Genomic DNA, 20,774 nt, shown 5'->3' with positions numbered 1-20,774 from the left:
CAATGTTTCCCGCTGCCTCCCGCGAAGTTCGCCCATTGAGCACCACGAATTAATCTGCGGACTGCAACCTTCCTAGGTAAGACGTTTCCTAAACACATCGATTTAGGAAATATCGTTTCCCTGGAGGTGCTCGTGGGCCGACTAGTGCTCAACCAGCTTTCGCGTTCGTTCAAGGACGTGACGGCGGTAAAAAACGTTTCGCTCACCGTTGAAGACGGTGATTTCCTGGTCCTGCTCGGCCCCAGCGGCTGCGGCAAGACCACCCTGCTTCGAATGATCGCAGGACTGCTGGACCCGACGTCGGGAACGCTTGAGCTGGACGGCCGGGACATCACCACCGAGCCATCCAAGAAACGGGATTTGGCCATGGTGTTCCAGAGCTACGCCCTGTACCCGCACCTGAGTGTGGCCAAGAACCTTGCGTTTCCATTGAACGTACGGCGGGCTGACAAGCAGCTCGTCAAGGAGCGCGTTCAGGCTGTCGCCGAGATGGTGGAGATCGGACACCTTCTGGACCGCAAGCCCAGGGAGCTGTCAGGTGGGCAGCGCCAGCGCGTCGCCGTGGCCCGTGCTTTGGTCCGTGAGCCGAAGGCGTTCCTCATGGACGAGCCGTTGTCCAATCTCGACGCCAAGCTGCGGACGGCCACGCGCCAGGAGCTCGCCGGACTTCACCGGCGGCTAGGGGCGACCTTCATCTATGTCACGCACGATCAAGTGGAGGCTATGACCATGGCTACCAAGATCGCCCTGCTCAACGGCGGCCAGTTGGAACAGCTTGGCACGCCCGAAGAGCTGTACGACAAGCCGGCTTCCATCTTTGCCGCCGGTTTCCTGGGGTCCCCGGCAACCAACCTGCTCGACGCCGAATTGGGCACCAGTGATGGTTCGATCATCGTCATGGGGCCCTCGGTGGAAGCCGTGCTGTGGCCCGGTGCAACACCTCAGCGGGACATTGTGCTGGGCATCCGTCCCGAGCACCTCATGATCAATGCTCCCGGTTCGGCAGCAGCCGCGCCGAGCGCCGGAGCGGCGCTTCGCGGCGTCGTCGAACTGTCCGAAAACCTGGGCAGTGAGCAAGTGATCTATTGCCGCGTTGGCCCCAAGCGCGTGGCCGTCCGAGCCTCCCGGAGCGAGCACTGGGACACGGGCAGCGCCGTGGTCCTGAGTGCGGACGCCAACAGGCTGCACCTGTTTGACCGCGCCAGCGGGCGTCGCCTCGAATGGCAGCCCTCGTCGGTACCGGCACCCGTGGCCTAGGCAGCCACCAGCAAGATTCCAGACCCCCACCTACGCCCTTCCCTCCCCAACACCGAAGGAAAACCGTGCGAACTCTCCGTTCCCTTGCACTGACCATCATGGCCGGCACGGCCGCCCTGACCCTCGCCGCCTGTGGTGGCTCTACCGAGGCCAGCTCCGTGGCGGCCAAGATCCCCGAACTCACCGCCGACCAGCAGGTGGACATCACCTTTGAGAGCTACAACCTCGCCCAAGCCGGCGTTTGGACGGAAACCGTCAAAGGGTTAATCGCCGACTTCGAAAAGGAATACCCCAACATCCACGTGACGGCTCAGGCGCCCCAAGGCGGCGGAGCCGCAGGTTCCAACACAGTCAGCAGCGTCCAGACACAGTTGCTGGCCGGAAAAGCTCCCGACGTCGCGCAGCTCACCTTCGACTCGCTGGACTTCGCCGCCACCCAGCTTGGGGCGAACGCCATCAGCGAGCTGGTTGGACAGGATGCCGTGGATGCGCACCTCGACGGCGCACACCCCTTCCACGAGAAGGCGAAGACTCTCGCCAACTGGAACGGCAAGACCTATGGCATCCCCTACGTGTTCTCCACGCCCGTCCTGTTCTACAACGCAACCCAGCTGGAGGCGGCAGGCCTGCCTGCCGACGTCGATCTCTCCACTTGGGACAAGGTGCTGACCGTTGCCAAGGCAGTAACCGCCAAGACCGGCAAGCCTTCGCTTGACATCTCCTGCTCCGTCAAGGGCGGCAACTGGTGCATGCAGGGAGTCTTCAAGTCCAACGGCGCCGAGGTCCTCTCCGATGATCGCAAGACCATCGGTTTCGGTTCCGACGCCGCGGCGGACACCGTGGCCAAGCTCGCCGACCTGTACAAGGCCGGAGTGCTGCGCAACAGCGACTCAAGCAGCATGTACGAAGGGTTCGCGAAGGGCGAGACGGCTCTCCAGCTGACCACGTCCGCCATGCAGGGAATGTTCATGTCCAGCGCTGCCAAGTCAGGCTGGCAGCTCAAGGCCGCCAGTATGCCCGGCTTCGGCGACAAGCCCTCCGTTCCCACGAACTCCGGCTCAGCCCTCTTCATCCTCGGCCAAGATCCGGCGAAGCAGCGCGCATCCTGGGAACTCATCAAGTTCATGACCAGCGATCACGCCTACGAACAGATCTCCAGCAAGATCGGCTACCTTCCGCTGCGGACGTCGCTGACGCAACAGGGCGGTGCCCTCTATGACTGGGCCCAGAAGAACCCGCTCCTCGCTCCGAACCTCGCCCAGCTTGACCGCCTCCAGCCCTGGGTTTCCTACCCCGGAAACAGCTATGTGCAGGTGGACGACATCCTGGCCACAGCCATCGAGGACGTCGTGTACTACGGCAAGGACGCCAAGACCACCATGGCCGAGGCACAGCGCCGCGCTCAGGACCTTCTCCCGCGCTGACCTGCCTGTCCCGAAAGGAAACCCGTTGACTATCACCTCCGAGGACGCCATTCTCGATACCGCAAACCAGCCACTCGCCGTCGAGGGTACCTACAACTTCCGCAGCGCCGGCGGCTATGCCGCCAGCGGACGGACAGTTAGGGAAGGAAAGCTTTTCCGCTCGGACGGGTTGCACCAACTGACCGACGCCGGACGGGCGCACCTTGCGGAGTTGGGAATCCGCAGGGTGATTGACCTGCGGGACCGGACCGAATTGGAGCAGTCTCCCAGCCGCCTGGAAGGCCTCCCGATCGAATCCCGGCACAATCCCATCTTCGATTCCGGCAAGATACCCGGCGCCGCTGACTCAGTCACCCTGCAGGACATCTATGGATTGATGATCAGCCTTTACGCGCAGCGGTTGACCGATGCCGTCCGCTTGATTGCCGATTCCGGAGCCGATCCTGTCCTGGTGCACTGCACCGCGGGCAAGGACCGGACCGGCGTGGTGATCGCACTCGCCCTGCTTGCCGCTGGCGTCGACCGCGAGCACGTGATCCGCGATTACGCGGCCACCGAGGCCAACCTGGCCGGGGACTGGAGCGAAATGATGTTGGCCGCACTTGCCAAGCATCCAGGTCTCGAAGCCGTAGGCGAAAACCTGCGGGAGATCATCTCCGCCAGCCCCGCCGCTGTTCTGAGCACCACGCTGAACCTGGTGGAGGAAAGCTACGGCAGCGCCGAGGGCCTTCTCACCGCGCACGGTTTCAGTAACGCCGACCTTCAGCGCCTTCGTGACGTCCTCACAGTCCCCACCGTCCCCACCGCCCACTAGAACCAGGAGTAACGCCATGACGATCGAACCCCAGCACGCAGCCCCCGACCACTTCATCCTCCACATCAGCGACACCCATTTCGTCGCCGACAACGACCTCCTGCACGGCAGCGTGGACAGTGACGAGAACCTCCGCCAGCTGTTCCGCGACTTCGTCAAAGCCCAGGTCAAGCCGGAAGCCATGGTGTTCACCGGAGACCTCGCGGACACCGGACGCCCCGACGCCTATGTCCGCCTCCGCAAGATCGTGGAGCCCGTTGCCGAAGAATTCGGCGCCAAGATCATCTGGGTCATGGGTAACCACGACGAACGTGCCGCCTTCCGTGCCGGTCTTTTGGACTCGGACGCCGGACAGGAATCCGTAGACATGGTCCACGACGTCAACGGCCTGCGCATCATCGCCCTGGACTCAACCGTTCCGGGACTGCACCACGGCGAAATCTCCGATGAGCAGCTCGAGTGGCTTTCCGAGGTCCTGGCCACCCCTGCCCCGCACGGCACCCTGATCGCGCTGCACCACCCGCCGGTCCCCAGCCCCCTGGAAATCATGGCGATGGTGGAACTGCGCGAGCAGAGCCGGCTTGAAAAGGTCATCCAAGGCACGGACGTCCGCGGCATCCTCGCCGGCCACCTGCACTACTCAACCTTCTCCACCTTCGCCGGGGTTCCCGTCTCGGTCGCATCTGCCACCTGCTACACCCAGGACCTCAACGTTCCCCGAGACACGATGCGGGGACAGAACGGCGCCCAGGCCTTCAACCTCGTCCACGTCTACCAGGACCGCCTGCTCAACTCCGTAGTCCCGATCGGCGAGTTCTCCAGCGTGTACACCGTCTCTGCAGGGCAGATGGCCGCATACCAGCAGATGTCCTTGGAGGAGGTCACTGAAGCAATGCGAGCGGACTACACCCCGGACGTCAAGGCTTCTGACGTGATCGCCGTGGAAGGCGAGCTCGCCGGGACCACCCGCTAATACGGAACTTCACGGGAAGAAGCCAAACAGTGTTCATCGAAACCTCCGGGCCGGCAGCGGGCATCGCCCCTGCCGGCCCGGCCGGACGCCCGGTCCCCAGCCGTGCCGCCGGCCGCACATGGAACCCCTATTTCTACATCCTTCCGGCGGTCATCCTTCTTCTTGTCTGGACCTACTGGCCGCTTGGACAGACCGTCAACCTGTCCTTATACGACTGGAACTTGATCCCCACCAAGCCCAAGCAATTCGTGGGCGTCGAGAAGTACGCAAAGGTCTTGAGCCTGCCGGAACTGCATCAGGCGCTGCTGAACACCGGCCTCTACATCCTCGCGTTCCTGGGGATCTCCGTGGCCTTGCCGCTTGTCTTCGCGTTGCTGTCCCGCAAGGTCCAGGGCCGCGCCCGCACCGCCTACCAGGCGCTGATCTTCGTCCCGTTCCTCATCACACCGGTTGCCACCAGCGCTATCTGGCGTTGGCTCTTCGCACCCGAAGGAGGCACGATCCCGGCCATCGCAGCAGCCTTGGGCTCGCCGATGGGCAACGTGTTCCGTGACCCAGATGGCTCCATGACTGCTGTGATCGTGATTGTCGGCTGGCAAATGCTGGGCTTCGGGGTGCTGGTTGTTTCCGCAGGGCTGGCCGGCATAAGCCCCGACTACGCAGCGGCTGCCTCCATCGACGGCGCGAGTGGGCGGCAGATCACGTGGCGGATCATCATCCCGCTGCTCTCGCCCAGCCTCGTTTTCCTCAGCCTCATGACTATCCTGCTCTCTGCACAGTGGACTTACCCGATTATCGACCTCGTCACGCAGGGCGGTCCGGGGAATTCCTCCACCAACATCTACTACCTCCTGTACCAGTTCGGTTTCAGGAATTTCGACGCCGGACTGTCCTCCGCTGCTGGAACGCTTTTCTTCCTGGGATTCGGGCTCATCGCCCTGGTCTTCGTTGAGCTATCCGAGCGCCTTAGCTTCTACGACAATTAGTAAGGGAAACTTGATGGCCTTCATAACGATCGCCCCACCGGCGCAGCCCGGTCCTTTGAGCGCGGATTCCCCGGCTGCAGGCACCGGAAAGGACTCGGCACGGCACCGCCTGCCAGACTGGGTTGCCTGGTCCGTCGTCCCCAGCCACACTCTGTTGATCGTGCTGGCCCTGGCGTCGATCCTCCCGGTCTACTGGATGTTCGTCACCGCCTTCCGGCCCGCATCCGAAGCGCTCTCCACCAACCCGTTCCCCGGGCCGCTCAGCCTGGAGAACTTCCAGTACGTCCTGGGCACCATCCCTATTGCCGGCATGTTGGCGAACACCTTCGGTATGTCGCTGGCACTGGCAGTATCCCAGTTGCTGGTGGCCATCCTGGCCTCCTATGGCTTCGCGCGGTGGGACTTCATGGGCAAGAGGGTCCTGTACCTGTTGTTCGTCGGTTCATGGCTGGTGCCCTTCCAAGTCACCATGATCCCTAACTACCTGCTGGTCTCCCAGATGGGCCTGCTCAACACCGTCACCGGCGTGGTGCTGCCACAGCTTTGCTCGGCCTTTGCCGTGATGATGCTCCGGCAACACCTCGAGGCCTTCCCTAAAGACCTACTCGATGCCAGCCAAATGGACGGACGTTCCTCATGGCGGACCTTATGGGAAGTGGTGGTTCCCAACCTGAGGCCCGCACTGGCGGCCCTCGGTATCATGCTCTTCATCAGCGCCTGGAACGAGTACCTCTGGCCATCCCTCATCATGCAAAAATCGGACGCCCTCATCCAGGTGGGCATCCGTGGCTTCCTCGGCGCCGAAGGCAATAACTGGGGAGCGATCATGGCCGCATCCGCTTTGGCATGCCTGCCGATTTTCCTGATCTACATCTTCCTGCAGCGATATGTGGTGGACGCCTTTGTCCGATCCGGGCTCAAATAGGGCGACGCCGAGCATCAGGCTCCCCTGCCAGCCAGCTCTCGCCGACGATGTGAGTCTGCTGGGCGCCGGGGCCCATTTTCGCTCGCGCAGCCGTCCTGGAACGGCACCTCGTCTGCGCGTTTGTGGACCCGGCAAGTTGGCTGCCGGAATGGGAGCCGGACCGCCAACGGACAGCTCTTTCGCTGGACCCGGCCATCAATAAAGAGGCCGACTTTCCGCCCATCCTTCTGCAACGAAGTTTGGAGGTCCTGCTCGGGAAGCCCGGAGAGAGGTGATCCTTTCGCGCGCTGAACGCCGACGTTGCCAAGGCCCTCAGCCGCTTGGTGGACAACACGTGTGTATCGTTGCTCGTTGTGGGCGCTGACCGGACAGGATCCCTGGTATGGGCGGTCAGACTCCTTGAAGGGATTCGTTCCGCATCCCTGGCCCGCACTCAGCAGCGCCCCGTCCTCGTCGTCCCCGGCAACTGCCCGCCCGGCTCAAGGAGATCTGCGATCCCGAAAACCTGAGGGGCGGGGCGCTATGCAGGTCAGCCTGCTGGGCCCGGTTTAGCAGTGCGGTTGAGTTGAGCGATGAGCGATCGGTTGACACTGTGGGCGGCTTCAAGATCTGATGTCAGGCCCGCGAGCTCTTGTTGGAACCGATGGGTTTCCTGAGTCGCGTCGCTCGCTAGCCGGGAGAGCGCGGCGTTCTGGTCCGTCAATTCGTCAACACGGCGAGTTTGGGAGTGGGCATCCGTGCCATCGATCTGGTCCCCGAGCAGTTCAGAGATGCGCTGCTGACTTCTTCTGAGCTCGTGGCGGAGCCGCTGGTTCTCCTGGCGCAGGAGGTCACGTTCGACCTGTAGTGAAGTGGAGGAGGTGTTCCTCTCTCCTGGTGCGGAGCTCTGCCTGGCACCGCCGGTCTGGGCTTTCCTAACCGCTGTCATCAGGGGCTCCTGCCGCACAAGCCAAGTGCTGACACGGGCGCGGCGGGCAACCTCCGCGACTGTGATGGGCCCGCGCGCGCGTTCCATCGCCTCAATCGCGGCCAGCACTGCCTGTCTCTTAGCTTTGCTGTCCTTCCTTCGTTGTTGCACCATGGCCGCTGACTTGGGCGCTGACGCTGCGATCATGCGTCGTCCTCGTTCCGCTCCGGTCGGATCCGCAGGCTTCCGACCGGAATGAAGGGCTTTTCAATGGCAGTCGGTAGGGCTGTGCGGAGCCGGCGCAGCACGGCGGAGGCTTCCACAAGCGACTCGCGTTCGCTGTCGGGCAGGCCGGCCAGGCGCGATTCCTGTCCCCGGAGGAGGGTTGTGAAGGCTGCGATCTCGTTCTTGGTGTCCGTGATCAGTGACGGCCGTAGGTTTTGGGCGATCTGCCAAGCGAGGTCCTCTTTCATCCGTTCCAAATGTGCAATCAGGTCGGGCAGATGGGAGGGGTCAGACCGGAAGAACGTGCAGCTGCCGCACTGGAAGCGGGCAGGGCATGCCTTGCCAGCGGCTTTGATGTTGGTTGGTTCAGTGCAGTTGCCGAACGGCACGGCGACGGCGGCCATGGAGTACAGCTCTTCCGCGACTGGGGCGTGGGCGCCGTGAGTATCGAAGGAGAGCCTCTTTACGGACTCGATGGCTTTGCGCTTTCGTGCGTTGGTCACCGTGTAGTACTGCGCAGTTGTGTCGGCGGATCTGTGGTCCATGAGGCGGCGGAGGGTTTCCTGCGGGACTCCGGCGTCGGCCAGGCGTTGGCAGTAGGAGTGCCGGAACGCGTAGGCGAATACATCTGTTTTCCGGAAGGGGATGGCGGCTCCGGTTCCGTTCTTCGGGCCAGGCAGCTCGGGGAGCTGTTGATCGACCCAGTCGCGGAGCCGTTTGTTGAACCAGGCTGTCTTCAGGTGTTTGTCCCGGGCTCGGGGCCGGAACGTTGGAAAGAGCCATTCCTGCTGTCCGGCCGGTGCCCCCGCGGCGTGATGGTCCCGGATGGTGAACCAGGATTCCAGGGCCTGGGCGGTTTCCTCCCAGATGGGCAACCGCCGACCTCTGCGTCTTCCTTTGTCGTTGTGCCATAGCAGGGTGGCTTGGCCGGTGTTGTCGTAGCTGAGGCATTCACGGCGGAGGCCGGCCGTTTCGCCGGGCCGGCGTCCGGCATCACGAAGGAGGGTCATGTAGCAGGTGAACGCTGCTTTGTATACTTCGTTGGGGGCAGCGGCTGATGCCGGGTTAGAGACCTGTGCTGTGGGCAACTGCTCGAAGAGGTACTCGATGACGGGTTCGGGAACTGCTCGGCCGGTCTCATCGTCGGAGTCTGCCCCTGGGCTGTCCTCGATGGGGATCCGCAGGTCGTAGTCGAGGGCGAAGGAGAGGCTGGTGTTTTCGAACAGGTCCGAGTTTTTTCGGGCGTAGTCGATCATGCCGGTCAGCGTCGATCCAAGGAACCGTTTGTAGCTGCTGGACAGGGGCTGCCCGTCGAGCCGGGTCATGCCCGCCAGGGCCTGTGCCAGCACTTTGCCGTGGTCCCGGGTCAGTTCGGAGGCGTTAGTTGGCGGGGGGAGGTTCCGCACCGTACATTGGACGACGAAATCGGTGCAGAGCCGTGCGACGTGAGTGATCAGGGTCGTCGGGGAGGTTTCCGTGGTGGATCGTTCCAGGATCCACAGCTTGGCCATTTGCCGCGCCCACTCCAGTCTGATGGGCCGGAAATCCAGGGCCGCCATGGAACGTGTGGATGCACGCCGGTTGGACGAGGTCGTCAGCAGCCCGAACGGGACGAGGTCGGATTGAAGAAGATCACCGTTGGTCGACCAGGGGACGTAGCGTTCCAGCAGCCTGGCACGCACGACCCTGAACATGGACCAGGCGTTGACGGAACGCAGGAGGCGGCCCTCTGTGAGGGCTCGGGTGTCGGCGTTCAGGAAGGATGTCGTGGCAGGCGGGAACTCCAGCGCCGAGGCCATGAGGGCCCTGGTCGTGACGATATTGATTGGGAATCCAAGGCGGTCCTGATGCTGCAGGGACCACAGCAGCTCCGTGGCCAGTCCCGCGTGCCGCCGTTGCAGCGGGCCAAGGTCGAGCCTGTACCCGCCAGGCCTGGGTACAGGGGCGTGGATTTCCCGGTAGCCGTCAGGTTCCAGGGAAACGACGGCTTCCCGTTCGAGGTGCAGGGCCAGTTCGCCCTGGTCTTTGATCAGTTGTGCGTGCAGCCTGCAGATGCCCAGCTGGTTGGCCGGGTGACGTTTGTACCCGCACCAAGGAACTGCGCAGTATTCCGGCGGTGCAACCGGCCTCGTGGCTTGTGATGCGATCCATGCCTCAATGTCCTCGACTGTCCCGTGGGGCTGGTGGCCCAGGCACAGCGGAGGAAGCCGGTCCTTCTGCTGGTGCCATCGCTTGGGATTCCCCTCCGTCGCGGCCATCAGAGGCACTCCGAGGCCCTTACTGCGGTTGGTGCAGTTCGTGACCGAGCACAGGATCGGGACGACACGGGATGCCCAATTCGTGGCCTGCAGCTCAACCGCCCCGTTGATCCAGGCCTCGGCACTCATGGCACCCATGCGTTTGGTGTGCCGACTGTGCCGGCCGGTGCAGACATTGCACAGCTCGCTGCGGCGTGTGAATGAGGGGCCATGGCAGCCGGGGAACCTGCAGCGGTTCACGAGTGTGCCCAGGTGGCCCGGGGTACCGGTGAAGACCCAGGCCGCACCGTCCCATTCACCGGGCCGCCAATCAGCCGGGATTTCCCGGGCAAGGATGTTCTGGAAAGCCGAAAGGTCCACGGCCGGGTCAACAGGCTCCGCCGGAGCCGGGACCGGATCAAGTTTGGAGGCGGTCGATGGTCCAATACTCATGAGGGCCTCGGCGTACCGAACCTGACGCCTTCGATGGCGTCGCGGAGGTCCTGGTCGGTGGCGTGCTCGTACATGAACTGGGAGGTGGCGCTGCGGTGCCCGAGCAGTTCCTGAACGTCCCGCGCCGGAACGCCGGCACGCTTCCAGCGGGTGGCCGCCGTGTGTCTTGTCATGTGCGGGTTCACACGGAGCCCCGTACGGCCCGAAGTCCGGTAGAACATTTTTACGGCGTTGGAGTACTTCAGCGCCTCCCCGGCGTAGGCCCGGGAATACAGATTAACGAAGACCATCGGGCTGGGATCATGGGTTAATCGGTCGATGCGGTCCTCCAGGTATAGGTAGTACAGAGTGCACACAGCCTCGGTGACCGGGACGGTGCGAGGCTTCGAGGATTTGGACAGGGCGGCATTGGGGTTCTGCCGCCGCCGAATGTGGATGTGCGGCCCGGCTGACGAGCACTTGAGGGCGCGGGAGTCATGAAACAGATGCAGATCCTCTGTCCTCAACCCCAACGCTTCACCGATTCGGACTCCTGTCTCGAGCATCAGCGCCGCCAGGAAATGGTCACGACGGTTCGCGATGGACCCCAGCAATGACTCCACAGCGGGCTCATCGATCAGCTTCGGTGCTTCTTCGACTTCCTTCACCCGTACCGCTCGGGCCTTGGAAATCTGGCCAGGCAGGAGCCGGTCACCGGAAAAGCCGTAGGCGATCCTGGTCTCGTAGAAACCTCCGGCCGTCTTTTCGCTGATCAGATCACTGCGGGCCGCCCACATGTAGAACTGCGTTATTGCCGCGGCGTACTGGTTCACAGTCTTCCCGCTCCGGTAGCGCGGCTCACGGTACTCCCCGCTCCCGCTCGGAGCGGACAACGCTGAGACGGCGAGCTCTCGGATGAACCGGGAGACCACCGGAATCCCGTCCGTCCAGTCCAATCGGGCGGGGCCAAGCCAGGTGAAGAACGCGGCAAGACGCTGCGCGTACGCACGAATGGTATTGGTCGAGCGGGCAGAACCCAGCAGGTAATGCAGGTAGGGGCTGGCCTCAGGATGCAGCTCGTAGGTGGAGGAATCCACCACTGTCCACGACGGGCCACCAGTCTTGTGGATGACCCTGAAGGCAATCCAGTGCCGTGAAATCGGGAAGTTCGGGTGGTTAGTCGACGGAAGCGGAATCGGGGACTGGGCCATGCGAACGTACCTCGTCAAGGGTAGATAATCCGTGCGTTCCGAGACGACCCTAGTTCAGAACACACGTGGCTGGGAACCCCACCAGAGGGTAGATAAGCCTGACCTGGAGCTGCCAGTGTTCGATGCTGACCAGGTCCCCGCATCCAACCGGTGCCCGCTTGGCGGTGTTCCACCAGTCCGCACGGGTAAACCAGCGCACGGGCTCGGCGGCCACGGCCCAGATCCGGCCGTCATGCCGGACGGCCAGAGGAATGCCCTTCGCGGTGAACCGGACCTGCACCGGCACATCCAAGGGGTTGTCAGTTGCTGTTGTTGCCACGGGTCCGCTCTCCCAAATTCCTGTTCATCATTTCCTCCCGGCGCGTTACCGCCGAACTCCACACCCAGGTCCGGTACGTGACCGGCCCGTCCTTCCATGTCACTTCGGCCGCCTTTGCAGTCCAGGCGAAAACTTCGCCATCCACCAGCTCGGCGCAGTTCGGAAACCGGATCCACGCCTTCACCGGGATCCCCGGGTACCCGTTCTTGACCGGGAAGTGCTCGAAATCGAGCTCTTCCACGGTCAGCCCGATTGGGCCGGCCCGCCGCGCGTACTGCGCCTGCAGCGCGGCCGCGAACTCTTCGGAGGACATACCACAACCTTAGAACATATATTCGAAGCGACACGGAAAAGGATGGCGGCCAGGAATGGCCGCCATCCTTTTCATCGTGGGGGAGGGGTCTGACAAAGGGCAGCGTTTTGACTGACCCTCCAGCCCTACACGTCCTTCGGACCTTCGGCGGTGTACTTCTGCGTGCCCTTGATCATGCGCGTCATGGCCCGCACAGACTCCGGGTTGTCCTCCCAGCGGCTGCCGTCACGCGTACAAGCACGAAATGAAGTCACCCCGGCTTCTTGGGAAGCCTGCCGGAGCTCAACCCAAGCCTCTTCCAAGTCTGCCAGCTGGGCCGGTGTCAGCGGAGGGCGTTCCGTCTCCGTGGCCGATGCCACAGGGGCGGCCCGAACTGATGCAGTTGGTATCCGGCGCCGGCCAAAAAAGTCTCGCAGTCGAAAAGCCATATCTCCTCTTAGTGAATCGGGTATCCGAAGTCGTCAGGCTCGGGGTTTTCAGCAAGCTCAATATCCCCCAGAGCTTTTTCCTTTGATACCTCTTGCCCCAGAGGATCCAGCAATGCCCAACGAAAGACGGGATCCGGGCCGGGCTTAACAACCCGCCGCACCCAACGGTAACCATGCTCTTTGAGCTTTTCCTTGTCATCCCGGAACTGCTTGTCCTTTGTGACGACCCGCTGCACCTTGGCTTTCGCGGATTCACCGGCTACGCACTGGCGGCAGGAGTGCCGGCGGCCGTCGGCACTGGACGGCCAGCGGTCGAAGGCTTCTGCCGGCAGCATCTCCCCGCACTGCTTGCACTTCTTGGGGTCATGGATGTGAGGCCCAACGCTGAGATCGACCATTTCCTTGCAATACCCGCACGATTTCAGGTCCATGCCCGCAAGGTACCAGAGAGACCTGACACCGGATGTGGGAGCGGGGCCCGGGGGTGAAGTGCAGGCTCGCTGGGCTCGCCCTGGTTTCCGCTGCGCTCCAACCAGTTGGCGGGCGTCCGCTGGCGCGGCCGGCTGTTGGTCCAGGGCGCGCCGTCGCAGAGCTCCGGACCCCCTGGCCCTGTCTTGTCTACGACGTTTTTTGGCTGCTGTCCTTATGTTGTTGACGGGTAGTTTTCCGTGGCCGTTGTAGGGTCGTGGCTACCCAGGGGAGGCGGGTATGGCTTTGTTGCTGTGGCCGGACGACTCGCGCGTGACGGCTTCGTAGGATTGGCCGCCCGCCACCCCGCGATGACCCGACCGCTGATTGAGAGACGCGACATGATCGCCGGATAAGGACACGACGGCGCGGTTATCTGCTGGGCTCTTCTCATCCAACAGACTGGAGGCTGTTCTTGGTGCAATTATGGGCCGGGATCGACGCCGGCAAAGCCCATCACCACTGCGTCGTGATCGACGCCGACGGAAACCGTCTGCTCTCCCAAAAAATCCCCAACGATGAACCGGCATTGATCGAGCTCATGTCCAACGTCCTCAGACTCGGGGACGGGGATGAAATCGTTTGGGCAACGGATTTGAACCACGGCGGACCCGCGCTGCTGATCGCGATCCTCGTCGCCCACGGCCAGAACATCCTCTACATCCCCGGCCGGGTCGTCCACCACGCCTCCAAGCTCTACCGCGGCGACGGCAAAACGGACGCGAAAGACGCCGCCGTGATCGCAGACCAGGCCAGGATGCGCAAGGACCTGCAACCCCTGCGTGCCGGGGACGAGACCAGCACCGGCTTGCGGATCCTCACCGCCCGCCGGGCCGATAAATCCGCGGACCGGGTCCGGGCGATCAACCGACTTCAGGCCCAGTTGCTCGAATACTTCCCCGCCCTGGAGCGGGCCTTTGACTACAGCCGCTCCAAAGGAGCGTTGCTGCTGCTGACCAAGCACCGGACCCCGGACGGGATCCGCCGCACCGGCCAGGCCAGGCTCCACGCCTGGCTGAAGAAACACGGCACCCGCTCCTCCGCCGCGGTCGCCCAGGCGGCCGTGGACGCCGCGAAATCCCAGCACACCACCGTCCCGGCCCAGCACCTCGGGGAGAGGATCGTCGCCGCCCTCGCACAGGAAATCATCACCCTGGACAAGGAACTGGCCGAGCTGGACGCGCTGATCAGCGAGAAAGTCAGCGAACACCGGCACACCCCGTCCCTGCTCAGCATGCCCGGCTTCGGACCCGTCCTCGCCGCTGAGTTCCTCGGCGCCACCGGCGGAGACCTCACGGTCTTTGAAACCGCGGACCGGTTCGCCGGCGTCGCCGGACTCGCCCCCGCACCCCGGGACTCCGGCCGGATCACCGGAAACCACCACCGCCCCCGCCGCTACGACCGCAGACTCCTGCGCGTCTTCTACCTCTCCGGGCTATCAGCCCTGAAAAGCTGCCCCGCCTCACGGACCTACTACGACCGAAAACGCGCCGAAGGCAAAACCCATATCCAGGCCATGCTCTCCCTGGCCCGGCGCCGCCTGAACGTCCTTTGGGCCATGCTCCGCGACGGCACCACCTACACGCCGGTCCCGGCTCGGGCAGCCCGCCTGGCTGCCTGAGGTGCCCAGGTCCCGCGATCCCTGGGGGCCGAATCCGGGTGGCTGACTGGGCACTAATTCCGCGCGTTGGCCTTGAAATCCGGGCCCGTGCTGTTGAGGGCTGCGCACGCAGCCGGTCCCTGGTGTTTGGTTACGTCGCTGGCGGTAGGACCTTTGAATTCCGCCGATTTCGTTCCTCTGAGCAAAGTCAGTGCGGTCCGAGTGGCTGGGCTGCCACGACAACTGTCCGGGGGGCTTGGAATGACAGGAGCCGGATCCAGTCTGGATTCACGTCCCGGAGCTGTATTCGCGGAAGTGATATGGCGGTTTCCTGGACAATGATGGCGGCCTCGAGTTCTGCGAGTTTGGCACCGAGGCAGCGGTGGATCCCCGAGCCAAAAACCAGGCCGTATGTGGTGGGTGGTTTGTGCTGGGCCTCTTGCGTTCGGGGCGAGGAACCTGGGGTTTGGGCTGGTCTCGTGGTGTGGTTGCCGCTCAGTTCGAGGAGGATTTCGGTGCCCGCCGAAATCTGCGAGCCGGCGATGTTGGTATCGTGTGCGGCGACACGGCGCCAGGTGGGGACTGATGATTCAGTGGCGAGCACGTGTCGGACCGCGCTCCTGGAGCCTTCCCCGGATGCGGCGTCCTTCCAGTCCACTGGGTTGGATTCTTCAAGGAGTCGGAACAGGGTGGTGCTGATCAGCTGGGTGGTTGTTTCCTGTCCGGCGATGAGCAGAAAATAGCCGAGCGAGCAGATTTCGGGGGTTGACAGGCCGTGTTCGGCGAGGGATTTGAAGAGGTTGCATCCCGGTGCCGTCAGGGATTCTGCGACGAGTTTGCGCAGCCAGAGGTAGAATTCCGCCGCGCTGTGGGCGAGTTCGAGTTGCCGGGCTTCGTCGGGCCAGCCCCAGAACAGCTCCATGGAGTCAAGACTCCAGCGTTTGAGGTCTGCAAGGTCCCGTACGGGCAGCCCGAGGAGTTCGAGCATGACGATTGCCGGGGGGAACGCCGCCACCGTCTGGACGAGGTCCACAGGGCCGGACCTCACGAGCTGGTCTGCGGCATTCCGTGCCGCTTCCTGTGCCAGTTCCCGGATCCGCGGCTCCATGGCCGCGACCGTGGCGGGCGTGAAAAACCCTGCCACGATCTTACGGATCCCGGCGTGCGTGTCGGTGTCGTTGCTGGCGAGCACGGGAGGCAACGCAAAGCGAACACGCTGCAGCACGCGCAGGGCAGGCCCAGCCAGGGGCGTGACCGCGACGAGGGCGTTCGCGGGGCTGAAAACATCCGGTCGGTGCAGCACTTCGCGGACCATATCCGGGTCACGCACCACCATGTACGGGCAGCGCGGCTGCTCAGAGCTCTGCCACTGTCCCGGGCTTTCTGCCAGCGGCTGCGCGGGTCCGGTGGTCGTTGGGGTCGGGTTCATGCGGGTAGACCGTTCAGCCAGGCGGCTGCTTCGGTACGGAAAGCGGGCGGGGACAGTTCGGAGGCATGCCCGGGGAGGGCGCCGAGAAAACGCACCCGCAGCGATCCGAGCACCTGTCGGTTGGTGTGGTGTACGACGCCTGGGTTGCCTGGCCAGCTTCCCAGCACTACGCCGAGGACCTGCAGGTCCCGTGTTTGCAGCGCTTCGAGAGTCAGAGCGGTGTGGTTCAGGGTGCCAAGGTCCGGCCGCGCGACGACCACGAATGCCGCTGCCAGGAGTGAGCCGAGGTCCGCGAGGGTGCAGCCGTCGGAATCCAGCTCCACCAGCAGGCCGCCTGCGCCCTCGACCAGGACGTGGTCGTGGGAGGCGGCCAGCTCGCGGACCCTCCCGGCGTGCGCAGCCACCCGGGGCAGGGGTGTTTTATCGATGGCGGCTGCCGCGACGGGCGCCAACGGCTCCTGGAGAACCACCCCGGTTTCTGCTGTCACGTCGCCGGCGAGCCGGATGATTTCGGCTGTGTCGGAATCGCCGACGGCGGCTCCTGACTGGCAGGGCTTGTAGACCGCGACGCTGCGCCCTTGTTCGTGGAGGGCGGCGGCGAGGGCCGCCGTTGTGATGGTCTTGCCGACGCCGGTGTCCGTTCCGGTGATCATGATGATGCCGGGCAGGTTCATGGAAGTTCCTCCAAAATGCTGCGCAGTACGGCGCAGCTGTCTTCGATTTCCTTAGGTGTAAGGGTGGCCCGGGCGGTGAGCCGCAGCCGGGAAATCCCGTCCGGAACGGACGGGGGGCGGAAGCAGCCGATCCGAACGCCGGCGGTGCGCGCGGCCCCGGTGGCTGCCAGGGCCGATTCGGCCGACGGCATAGGAATGGACTGGACCGCCCCCGCCCCGTGCTCGACCTCAGCGCCGCGGGCTGCAAGGGCCGGGGCGAGTCCGGCGGCCAGGGCCGCAGCATTGCTTCGGACGGATCCGGCCCGCCAAGGTTCATCCCGGATGATCCGCACCCCGGCGAGGGCCGCCGCTGCAGAGGCCGGCGCCAGGCCGGTGTCGAAGATGAAGCTTCGGGCACGGTTGATGAGGTGTTCCCGCAGCAACGCGGATCCCAGGACCGCCCCGCCCTGGCTGCCCAGGGCCTTGGACAGCGTCGCGGTCACGATCACGTTCGGATGCCCGGCAAGGGCCGTCCCGGCCACCGAGCCGCGGCCCTGAAAGGCGCCGGCACCGGTGACACCTAGACTATGGGCCTCGTCGATCAGAAGCGCCGCGTCGTACTGCACGGCCAGGGCCAGCAGACCAGCGAGCGGGGCTTCGTCGCCAAGGACGCTGTAGAGGGATTCAACGGCGATGAGTGCGCGCGGCTCCAGCCGGTCCGCGAGCAGCCGGCCGGCGTCCTCCACGCTGTTGTGGGTGAACGATTCGGTGCGGGAGCGGCTGAGCCGAAATCCGTCGATCATCGAGGCATGGCAGTGTTCATCCGCGACAATCAGGGTCCCCGGACCGCCGAGGGCAGTGATCACACCCATGTTCGCCAGATAGCCGGAGGAAAACACCAGTGCCGTCTCCATACCGGCCAGCGTGGCCAGTTCCTGCTCGAGGTCCAGATGCAGCCGGGTGGTTCCGGCAACCAGCCGCGAGGACGTGGCTCCCGCACCCCACGATGAAACGGCTGCCGCGGCGGCCTCGGCAAGCCGCGGATCCGTTGCGAGGCCCAGATAGTCGTTGCTGGCCAGGTCGATGAGCTGTTCGTCCGCGTTGCGGGGGAGCGGGCGGCGGACCAAACCACGGCGGTCCCGGACGGAGGCTTGCTGCTCGAGCCATTGGGTCATCGAGGTGCTCATGCTGGGACTCCGGAGCGTTCCGGGCCGCGTTGATGGACTTCGGCGACGGCCGCTGTCATGCCTGCGGTGATCTGTTCGATGTCTGCCGCGGTGCTGATGTACGGGGGCATCGTGTAGACGAGGTTCCGGAACGGCCGCACCCAGACCCCGTGCCGGATGGCCGCGGCCGTGACCGCCGTGACATCGACGGGGTCGTGCAGCTCAATGACGCCGACGGCCCCGACGGTGCGGACATCCGCCACGGACTCAAGCCCCCGGGCGGGGGCCAGCCCCGACGCCAGGCCCGCCCCGATCCGGGCGACGTCGGTCTGCCAGCCGCCGCCGTCGATGATGCTCAGGCTGGCGTTGGCTACCGCACACGCCAGCGGGTTGCCCATGAAGGTCGGGCCGTGCAGGAGTGCCCCTGCCTGCCCGCCGGAAACCGTTGACGCAATCTCGTCCGTGCAGAGCATCGCGGCGAGGGTGAGGTACCCGCCGGTCAGGGCCTTGCCCACGCACATGATGTCCGGGACCACACCGGCATGACCGGCGGCGAACAGCTCGCCGGTGCGGCCGAACCCGGTCGCGATCTCGTCAAAAATGAGCAGCAGCCCGTACCGGTCCGCCACCTGCCGCAACGCGGTGAGGCACTCGGCCGGGTAGGGGTACATGCCACCTGCGCCCTGGAGGACCGGCTCGACGATGATCGCGGCCAGCTCCCCGGAATGCGCAGCCGCGGTGGCCTGGAGTTCGGCTGCCCACGCCTGCACCGTTTCCGGGGTTGCGGACGCCGCGGCCGGGGGGCGGGGAGCAAACACGTTGCCGGCCAGCAGACCGGGGAAAGCGGCGTGCATCCCGTCCACGGGGTCACAAACCCCCATTGCCGCAAAGGTGTCACCGTGATATCCGCCGCGGATGCTCAGGAACCGCTGCCGCCGGGGGTGGCCGGACGCGGTCTGGAATTGCACCGCCAGCTTCAGTGCAACCTCCACCGATACCGAACCCGAGTCCGCGAGGAACACCCGGTCCAACCGTGACCGTCCTGGTGCGGAAGGGGCCATATCCACCAGCCGCTCGGCCAGTTCCACCGCCGGGGCATGGGTGAGTCCGCCGAACATCACATGGCTGAAATCATCGAGTTGCCGCTTCGCGGCCGCGTCCAGTACAGGGTGGCGGTAGCCATGGATCGCCGACCACCACGAGGACATGGCATCAACGACCTCATGGCGTGTGCCGTCTTCGCTGCGGAGCCGCAACCGCACACCGTCGGCCGCCTCGACCTCCCACAACGGGAGGCTGGGGGACGCGGGGGCGTACGGGTGCCACAGGCGTGCGCGGTCCCGCTGGATCAGGCTCATCGGAGCCGACACCTGTGTCATCGGATGAGCACCCCGTGGCGGGAACATTCTGCGCTCCAGCCGGCCGGCGTGACCTGGACCTTCATCCGTCTCCTGCAGTGGGCGCAGTAGCGTGGCGGTTCCAGCGTCAGTAGTTCGACGCAGCGCTGGTGCTCGTCCGACGCGGGGAGGCCGCCGCCGTCGGGGCCCCCGCAGTGTCCGCAGAATGGGCCGTTGCTCAAGCCGTTCGCGCCCCCGGCAGCCGGGACCGTTTTCATAGTGATTTCTGGAATTCCTTGATGGGCATGTTCAGCTCGACCAGCAGGTTCAGGTCCGCGTCGGCGGGCCGACCCAGGGTGGTCAGGTAGTTCCCGACGATGACGGCGTTGATGCCGCCGAGCAGGCCATCCCTGGTTCCGAGGTCACCGAGGGTCAGTTCGCGGCCGCCGGCGTAGCGGAGCACGGTCCGGGGCATGGCCAGCCGGAACGCAGCAATGGCGCGGAGGGCGTCTTTGCCGTCCATGATCCCCTGGTTTTCCAGGGGAGTCCCGGGGCGAGGGTTCAGGAAGTTCAGCGGGACCTCGTGGGGTTCCAGCGCGGCGAGCTGGGCAGCAAGTTCGGCACGCTGCTCCAGGGATTCGCCCATGCCGATCAGGGCGCCGCAGCACAGCTCCATGCCGGCCGCCTTGACCATGGCGCAGGTCTCGAGGCGTTCTTCGTAGCTGTGGGTGGTGACTACTTGCGGGAAGTAGCTGCGTGCTGTTTCCAGGTTGTGGTTGTAGCGGTGCACTCCCCAGGCGGCGAGCTGGTCCACCTGGTGCTGGGTGAGCATCCCCAGGGAGCAGGCGATGTTGATCTCCACGGCTTCGTTGATCCGGTCGATCGCGAACTTGATCTGGTTCATCAGTTTGATGTCCGGTCCGCGGACTGCTGCCACGATGCAGAACTCCGTGGCGCCAGTGGCAGCGGTTTCCTTAGCAGCCTTGACCAGCTCCGGGATGTCCAGCCAGACGCCGCGGACGGGGGAGTCGAACAGGCCGGACTGGCTGCAGAAGTGGCAGTCCTCCGGGCACCCGCCGGTCTTGATAGAGATGATGCCTTCCACCTCGACGTCCTCACCGCAGTGCCTGAGCCGGACCTCATGGGCCAGCTGCAGCGCCGCCGGAAGGGCTTCATCGGGCAGGCGGAGCACCTCCAGCAGTTGCTCCTGCGTCAACCCGTGTCCTTCCTCGAGGACCTGCTGGCGGGCCGTTTCGAGAATCCCGTACCGGGTAGGTGCCGGATCTGCCTGAATCGTCATTGATTGTCCTTTGCGCTGCCTGGTTGCTGGTATGCCGTAGAACTGAGGCTAGTTTCCTGATGAGGGCAGGATTTTGTTGGGTATCTACAAGCGGGCGGTTGCGGCCTTGGCCCTGCCCGCACTCCCACGTGACCTGCACCCCGATCCTTGGTCCCCGCGCCGCAAGCCCTCAGGCCGCGTGAATCGCTCGACTCCAACCCCTACGGAGACATCGGACGCTGGGCGGCGGGGAGGAAAAGGTCCTCGCTGCGCTCGGACAGCACAAGCATTTTTTCCTTTTTTGCTGCTGTCCGTTGGATCATACGTGCCCGCTCCACCGGCGCCACCGTCCTCCGGACGGCCGCGCAACGGATGCCTTGAGTCGGCGCTG

19 protein-coding genes are annotated in these 20,774 nt (G+C 64.5%); 8 read left to right on the top strand and 11 right to left on the bottom strand.

The window, feature by feature from the left end; genetic code table 11:
* Nucleotides 1-132 precede the first annotated feature (132 nt).
* The 7 genes from LFT44_RS20975 to LFT44_RS22045 all read left to right on the top strand — a co-directional run bounded on the left by LFT44_RS20975 (nucleotide 133) and on the right by LFT44_RS22045 (nucleotide 7,226).
* Nucleotides 133-1,257 (top strand): ABC transporter ATP-binding protein, encoded by a 1,125-nt coding sequence (locus LFT44_RS20975; protein WP_236803029.1) that lies wholly within the window; start codon nucleotides 133-135, stop codon nucleotides 1,255-1,257.
* A 65-nt stretch (nucleotides 1,258-1,322) separates the two neighbouring features.
* Entirely contained in the window at nucleotides 1,323-2,681 is a 1,359-nt protein-coding gene (locus tag LFT44_RS20970) for an ABC transporter substrate-binding protein (RefSeq protein WP_236803028.1), read from the top strand.
* 25 nt (nucleotides 2,682-2,706) lie between these two features.
* Nucleotides 2,707-3,495 (top strand): tyrosine-protein phosphatase, encoded by a 789-nt coding sequence (locus LFT44_RS20965; RefSeq protein WP_236803027.1) that lies wholly within the window; start codon nucleotides 2,707-2,709, stop codon nucleotides 3,493-3,495.
* A gap of 16 nt (nucleotides 3,496-3,511) precedes the next feature.
* A complete protein-coding gene (locus LFT44_RS20960; protein ID WP_236803026.1) occupies nucleotides 3,512-4,468 on the top strand; it encodes a phosphodiesterase in 957 nt (318 codons plus the stop codon).
* A gap of 35 nt (nucleotides 4,469-4,503) precedes the next feature.
* Nucleotides 4,504-5,454, top strand: a complete 951-nt coding sequence (locus LFT44_RS20955; protein ID WP_442863743.1) for a carbohydrate ABC transporter permease — start codon at nucleotides 4,504-4,506, stop codon at nucleotides 5,452-5,454.
* 13 nt (nucleotides 5,455-5,467) lie between these two features.
* Entirely contained in the window at nucleotides 5,468-6,379 is a 912-nt protein-coding gene (locus LFT44_RS20950; RefSeq protein ID WP_236803024.1) for a carbohydrate ABC transporter permease, read from the top strand.
* Between the two features lie 721 nt (nucleotides 6,380-7,100).
* Nucleotides 7,101-7,226 carry a hypothetical protein gene (locus LFT44_RS22045; RefSeq protein WP_272910890.1) on the top strand — a complete coding sequence of 42 codons (126 nt, stop codon included), beginning with the start codon at nucleotides 7,101-7,103 and terminating at the stop codon, nucleotides 7,224-7,226.
* 263 nt (nucleotides 7,227-7,489) lie between these two features.
* Here LFT44_RS22045 and LFT44_RS20945 read toward each other — a convergent pair whose 3' ends face one another.
* The 5 genes from LFT44_RS20945 to LFT44_RS20925 all read right to left on the bottom strand — a co-directional run bounded on the left by LFT44_RS20945 (nucleotide 7,490) and on the right by LFT44_RS20925 (nucleotide 12,882).
* The gene (locus LFT44_RS20945) at nucleotides 7,490-10,201 is read right to left on the bottom strand and encodes a tyrosine-type recombinase/integrase (RefSeq protein WP_236803023.1); all 2,712 of its coding nucleotides are present in this window, start codon (nucleotides 10,199-10,201) and stop codon (nucleotides 7,490-7,492) included.
* Nucleotides 10,198-11,391 (bottom strand): tyrosine-type recombinase/integrase, encoded by a 1,194-nt coding sequence (locus LFT44_RS20940; protein WP_236803022.1) that lies wholly within the window; start codon nucleotides 11,389-11,391, stop codon nucleotides 10,198-10,200. The genes LFT44_RS20945 and LFT44_RS20940 overlap by 4 nt, the downstream gene beginning before the upstream one ends.
* Before the next feature lie 49 nt (nucleotides 11,392-11,440).
* Complete coding sequence (locus LFT44_RS20935; protein WP_236803021.1) at nucleotides 11,441-11,710, bottom strand: hypothetical protein; 270 nt, start codon at nucleotides 11,708-11,710, stop codon at nucleotides 11,441-11,443.
* Complete coding sequence (locus LFT44_RS20930) at nucleotides 11,691-12,023, bottom strand: hypothetical protein (RefSeq protein ID WP_236803020.1); 333 nt, start codon at nucleotides 12,021-12,023, stop codon at nucleotides 11,691-11,693. Before LFT44_RS20930 ends, LFT44_RS20935 begins: the two co-directional genes overlap by 20 nt.
* 436 nt (nucleotides 12,024-12,459) lie before the next feature.
* On the bottom strand, nucleotides 12,460-12,882 hold the full coding sequence (locus LFT44_RS20925) for a hypothetical protein (RefSeq protein ID WP_236803019.1): 423 nt from the start codon (nucleotides 12,880-12,882) through the stop codon (nucleotides 12,460-12,462).
* A gap of 452 nt (nucleotides 12,883-13,334) precedes the next feature.
* Here LFT44_RS20925 and LFT44_RS20920 point away from each other — a divergent pair, with 452 nt between their 5' ends.
* Nucleotides 13,335-14,540, top strand: coding sequence for an IS110 family transposase (locus LFT44_RS20920; protein ID WP_236803018.1), 1,206 nt, complete (start codon nucleotides 13,335-13,337; stop codon nucleotides 14,538-14,540).
* Between the two features lie 187 nt (nucleotides 14,541-14,727).
* Here LFT44_RS20920 and LFT44_RS20915 read toward each other — a convergent pair whose 3' ends face one another.
* From LFT44_RS20915 to bioB, 6 genes are read right to left on the bottom strand one after another with little or no spacing between them, the layout of a single operon-like run.
* A complete protein-coding gene (locus LFT44_RS20915) occupies nucleotides 14,728-15,948 on the bottom strand; it encodes a cytochrome P450 (protein ID WP_336885647.1) in 1,221 nt (406 codons plus the stop codon).
* Nucleotides 15,945-16,622 carry a dethiobiotin synthase gene (gene bioD, locus LFT44_RS20910; RefSeq protein WP_236803017.1) on the bottom strand — a complete coding sequence of 226 codons (678 nt, stop codon included), beginning with the start codon at nucleotides 16,620-16,622 and terminating at the stop codon, nucleotides 15,945-15,947. The genes LFT44_RS20915 and bioD overlap by 4 nt, the downstream gene beginning before the upstream one ends.
* Nucleotides 16,619-17,776 carry an 8-amino-7-oxononanoate synthase gene (locus LFT44_RS20905; RefSeq protein WP_236803166.1) on the bottom strand — a complete coding sequence of 386 codons (1,158 nt, stop codon included), beginning with the start codon at nucleotides 17,774-17,776 and terminating at the stop codon, nucleotides 16,619-16,621. Before LFT44_RS20905 ends, bioD begins: the two co-directional genes overlap by 4 nt.
* Before the next feature lie 8 nt (nucleotides 17,777-17,784).
* Nucleotides 17,785-19,125 carry an adenosylmethionine--8-amino-7-oxononanoate transaminase gene (locus tag LFT44_RS20900; RefSeq protein ID WP_236803016.1) on the bottom strand — a complete coding sequence of 447 codons (1,341 nt, stop codon included), beginning with the start codon at nucleotides 19,123-19,125 and terminating at the stop codon, nucleotides 17,785-17,787.
* Between the two features lie 17 nt (nucleotides 19,126-19,142).
* Nucleotides 19,143-19,382 (bottom strand): biotin synthase auxiliary protein BsaP, encoded by a 240-nt coding sequence (gene bsaP, locus LFT44_RS22165; protein ID WP_236803015.1) that lies wholly within the window; start codon nucleotides 19,380-19,382, stop codon nucleotides 19,143-19,145.
* A complete protein-coding gene (gene bioB, locus LFT44_RS20890) occupies nucleotides 19,379-20,404 on the bottom strand; it encodes a biotin synthase BioB (protein ID WP_236803014.1) in 1,026 nt (341 codons plus the stop codon). The genes bsaP and bioB overlap by 4 nt, the downstream gene beginning before the upstream one ends.
* Between the last annotated feature and the right edge of the window lie 370 nt (nucleotides 20,405-20,774).

The organism is Arthrobacter sp. FW306-05-C (assembly GCF_021801725.1).
Lineage (GTDB): Bacteria > Actinomycetota > Actinomycetes > Actinomycetales > Micrococcaceae > Arthrobacter.
The sequence above is the reverse complement of the archived record's forward strand: the minus strand, read 5'-3'. Positions and strand labels throughout refer to the sequence as shown.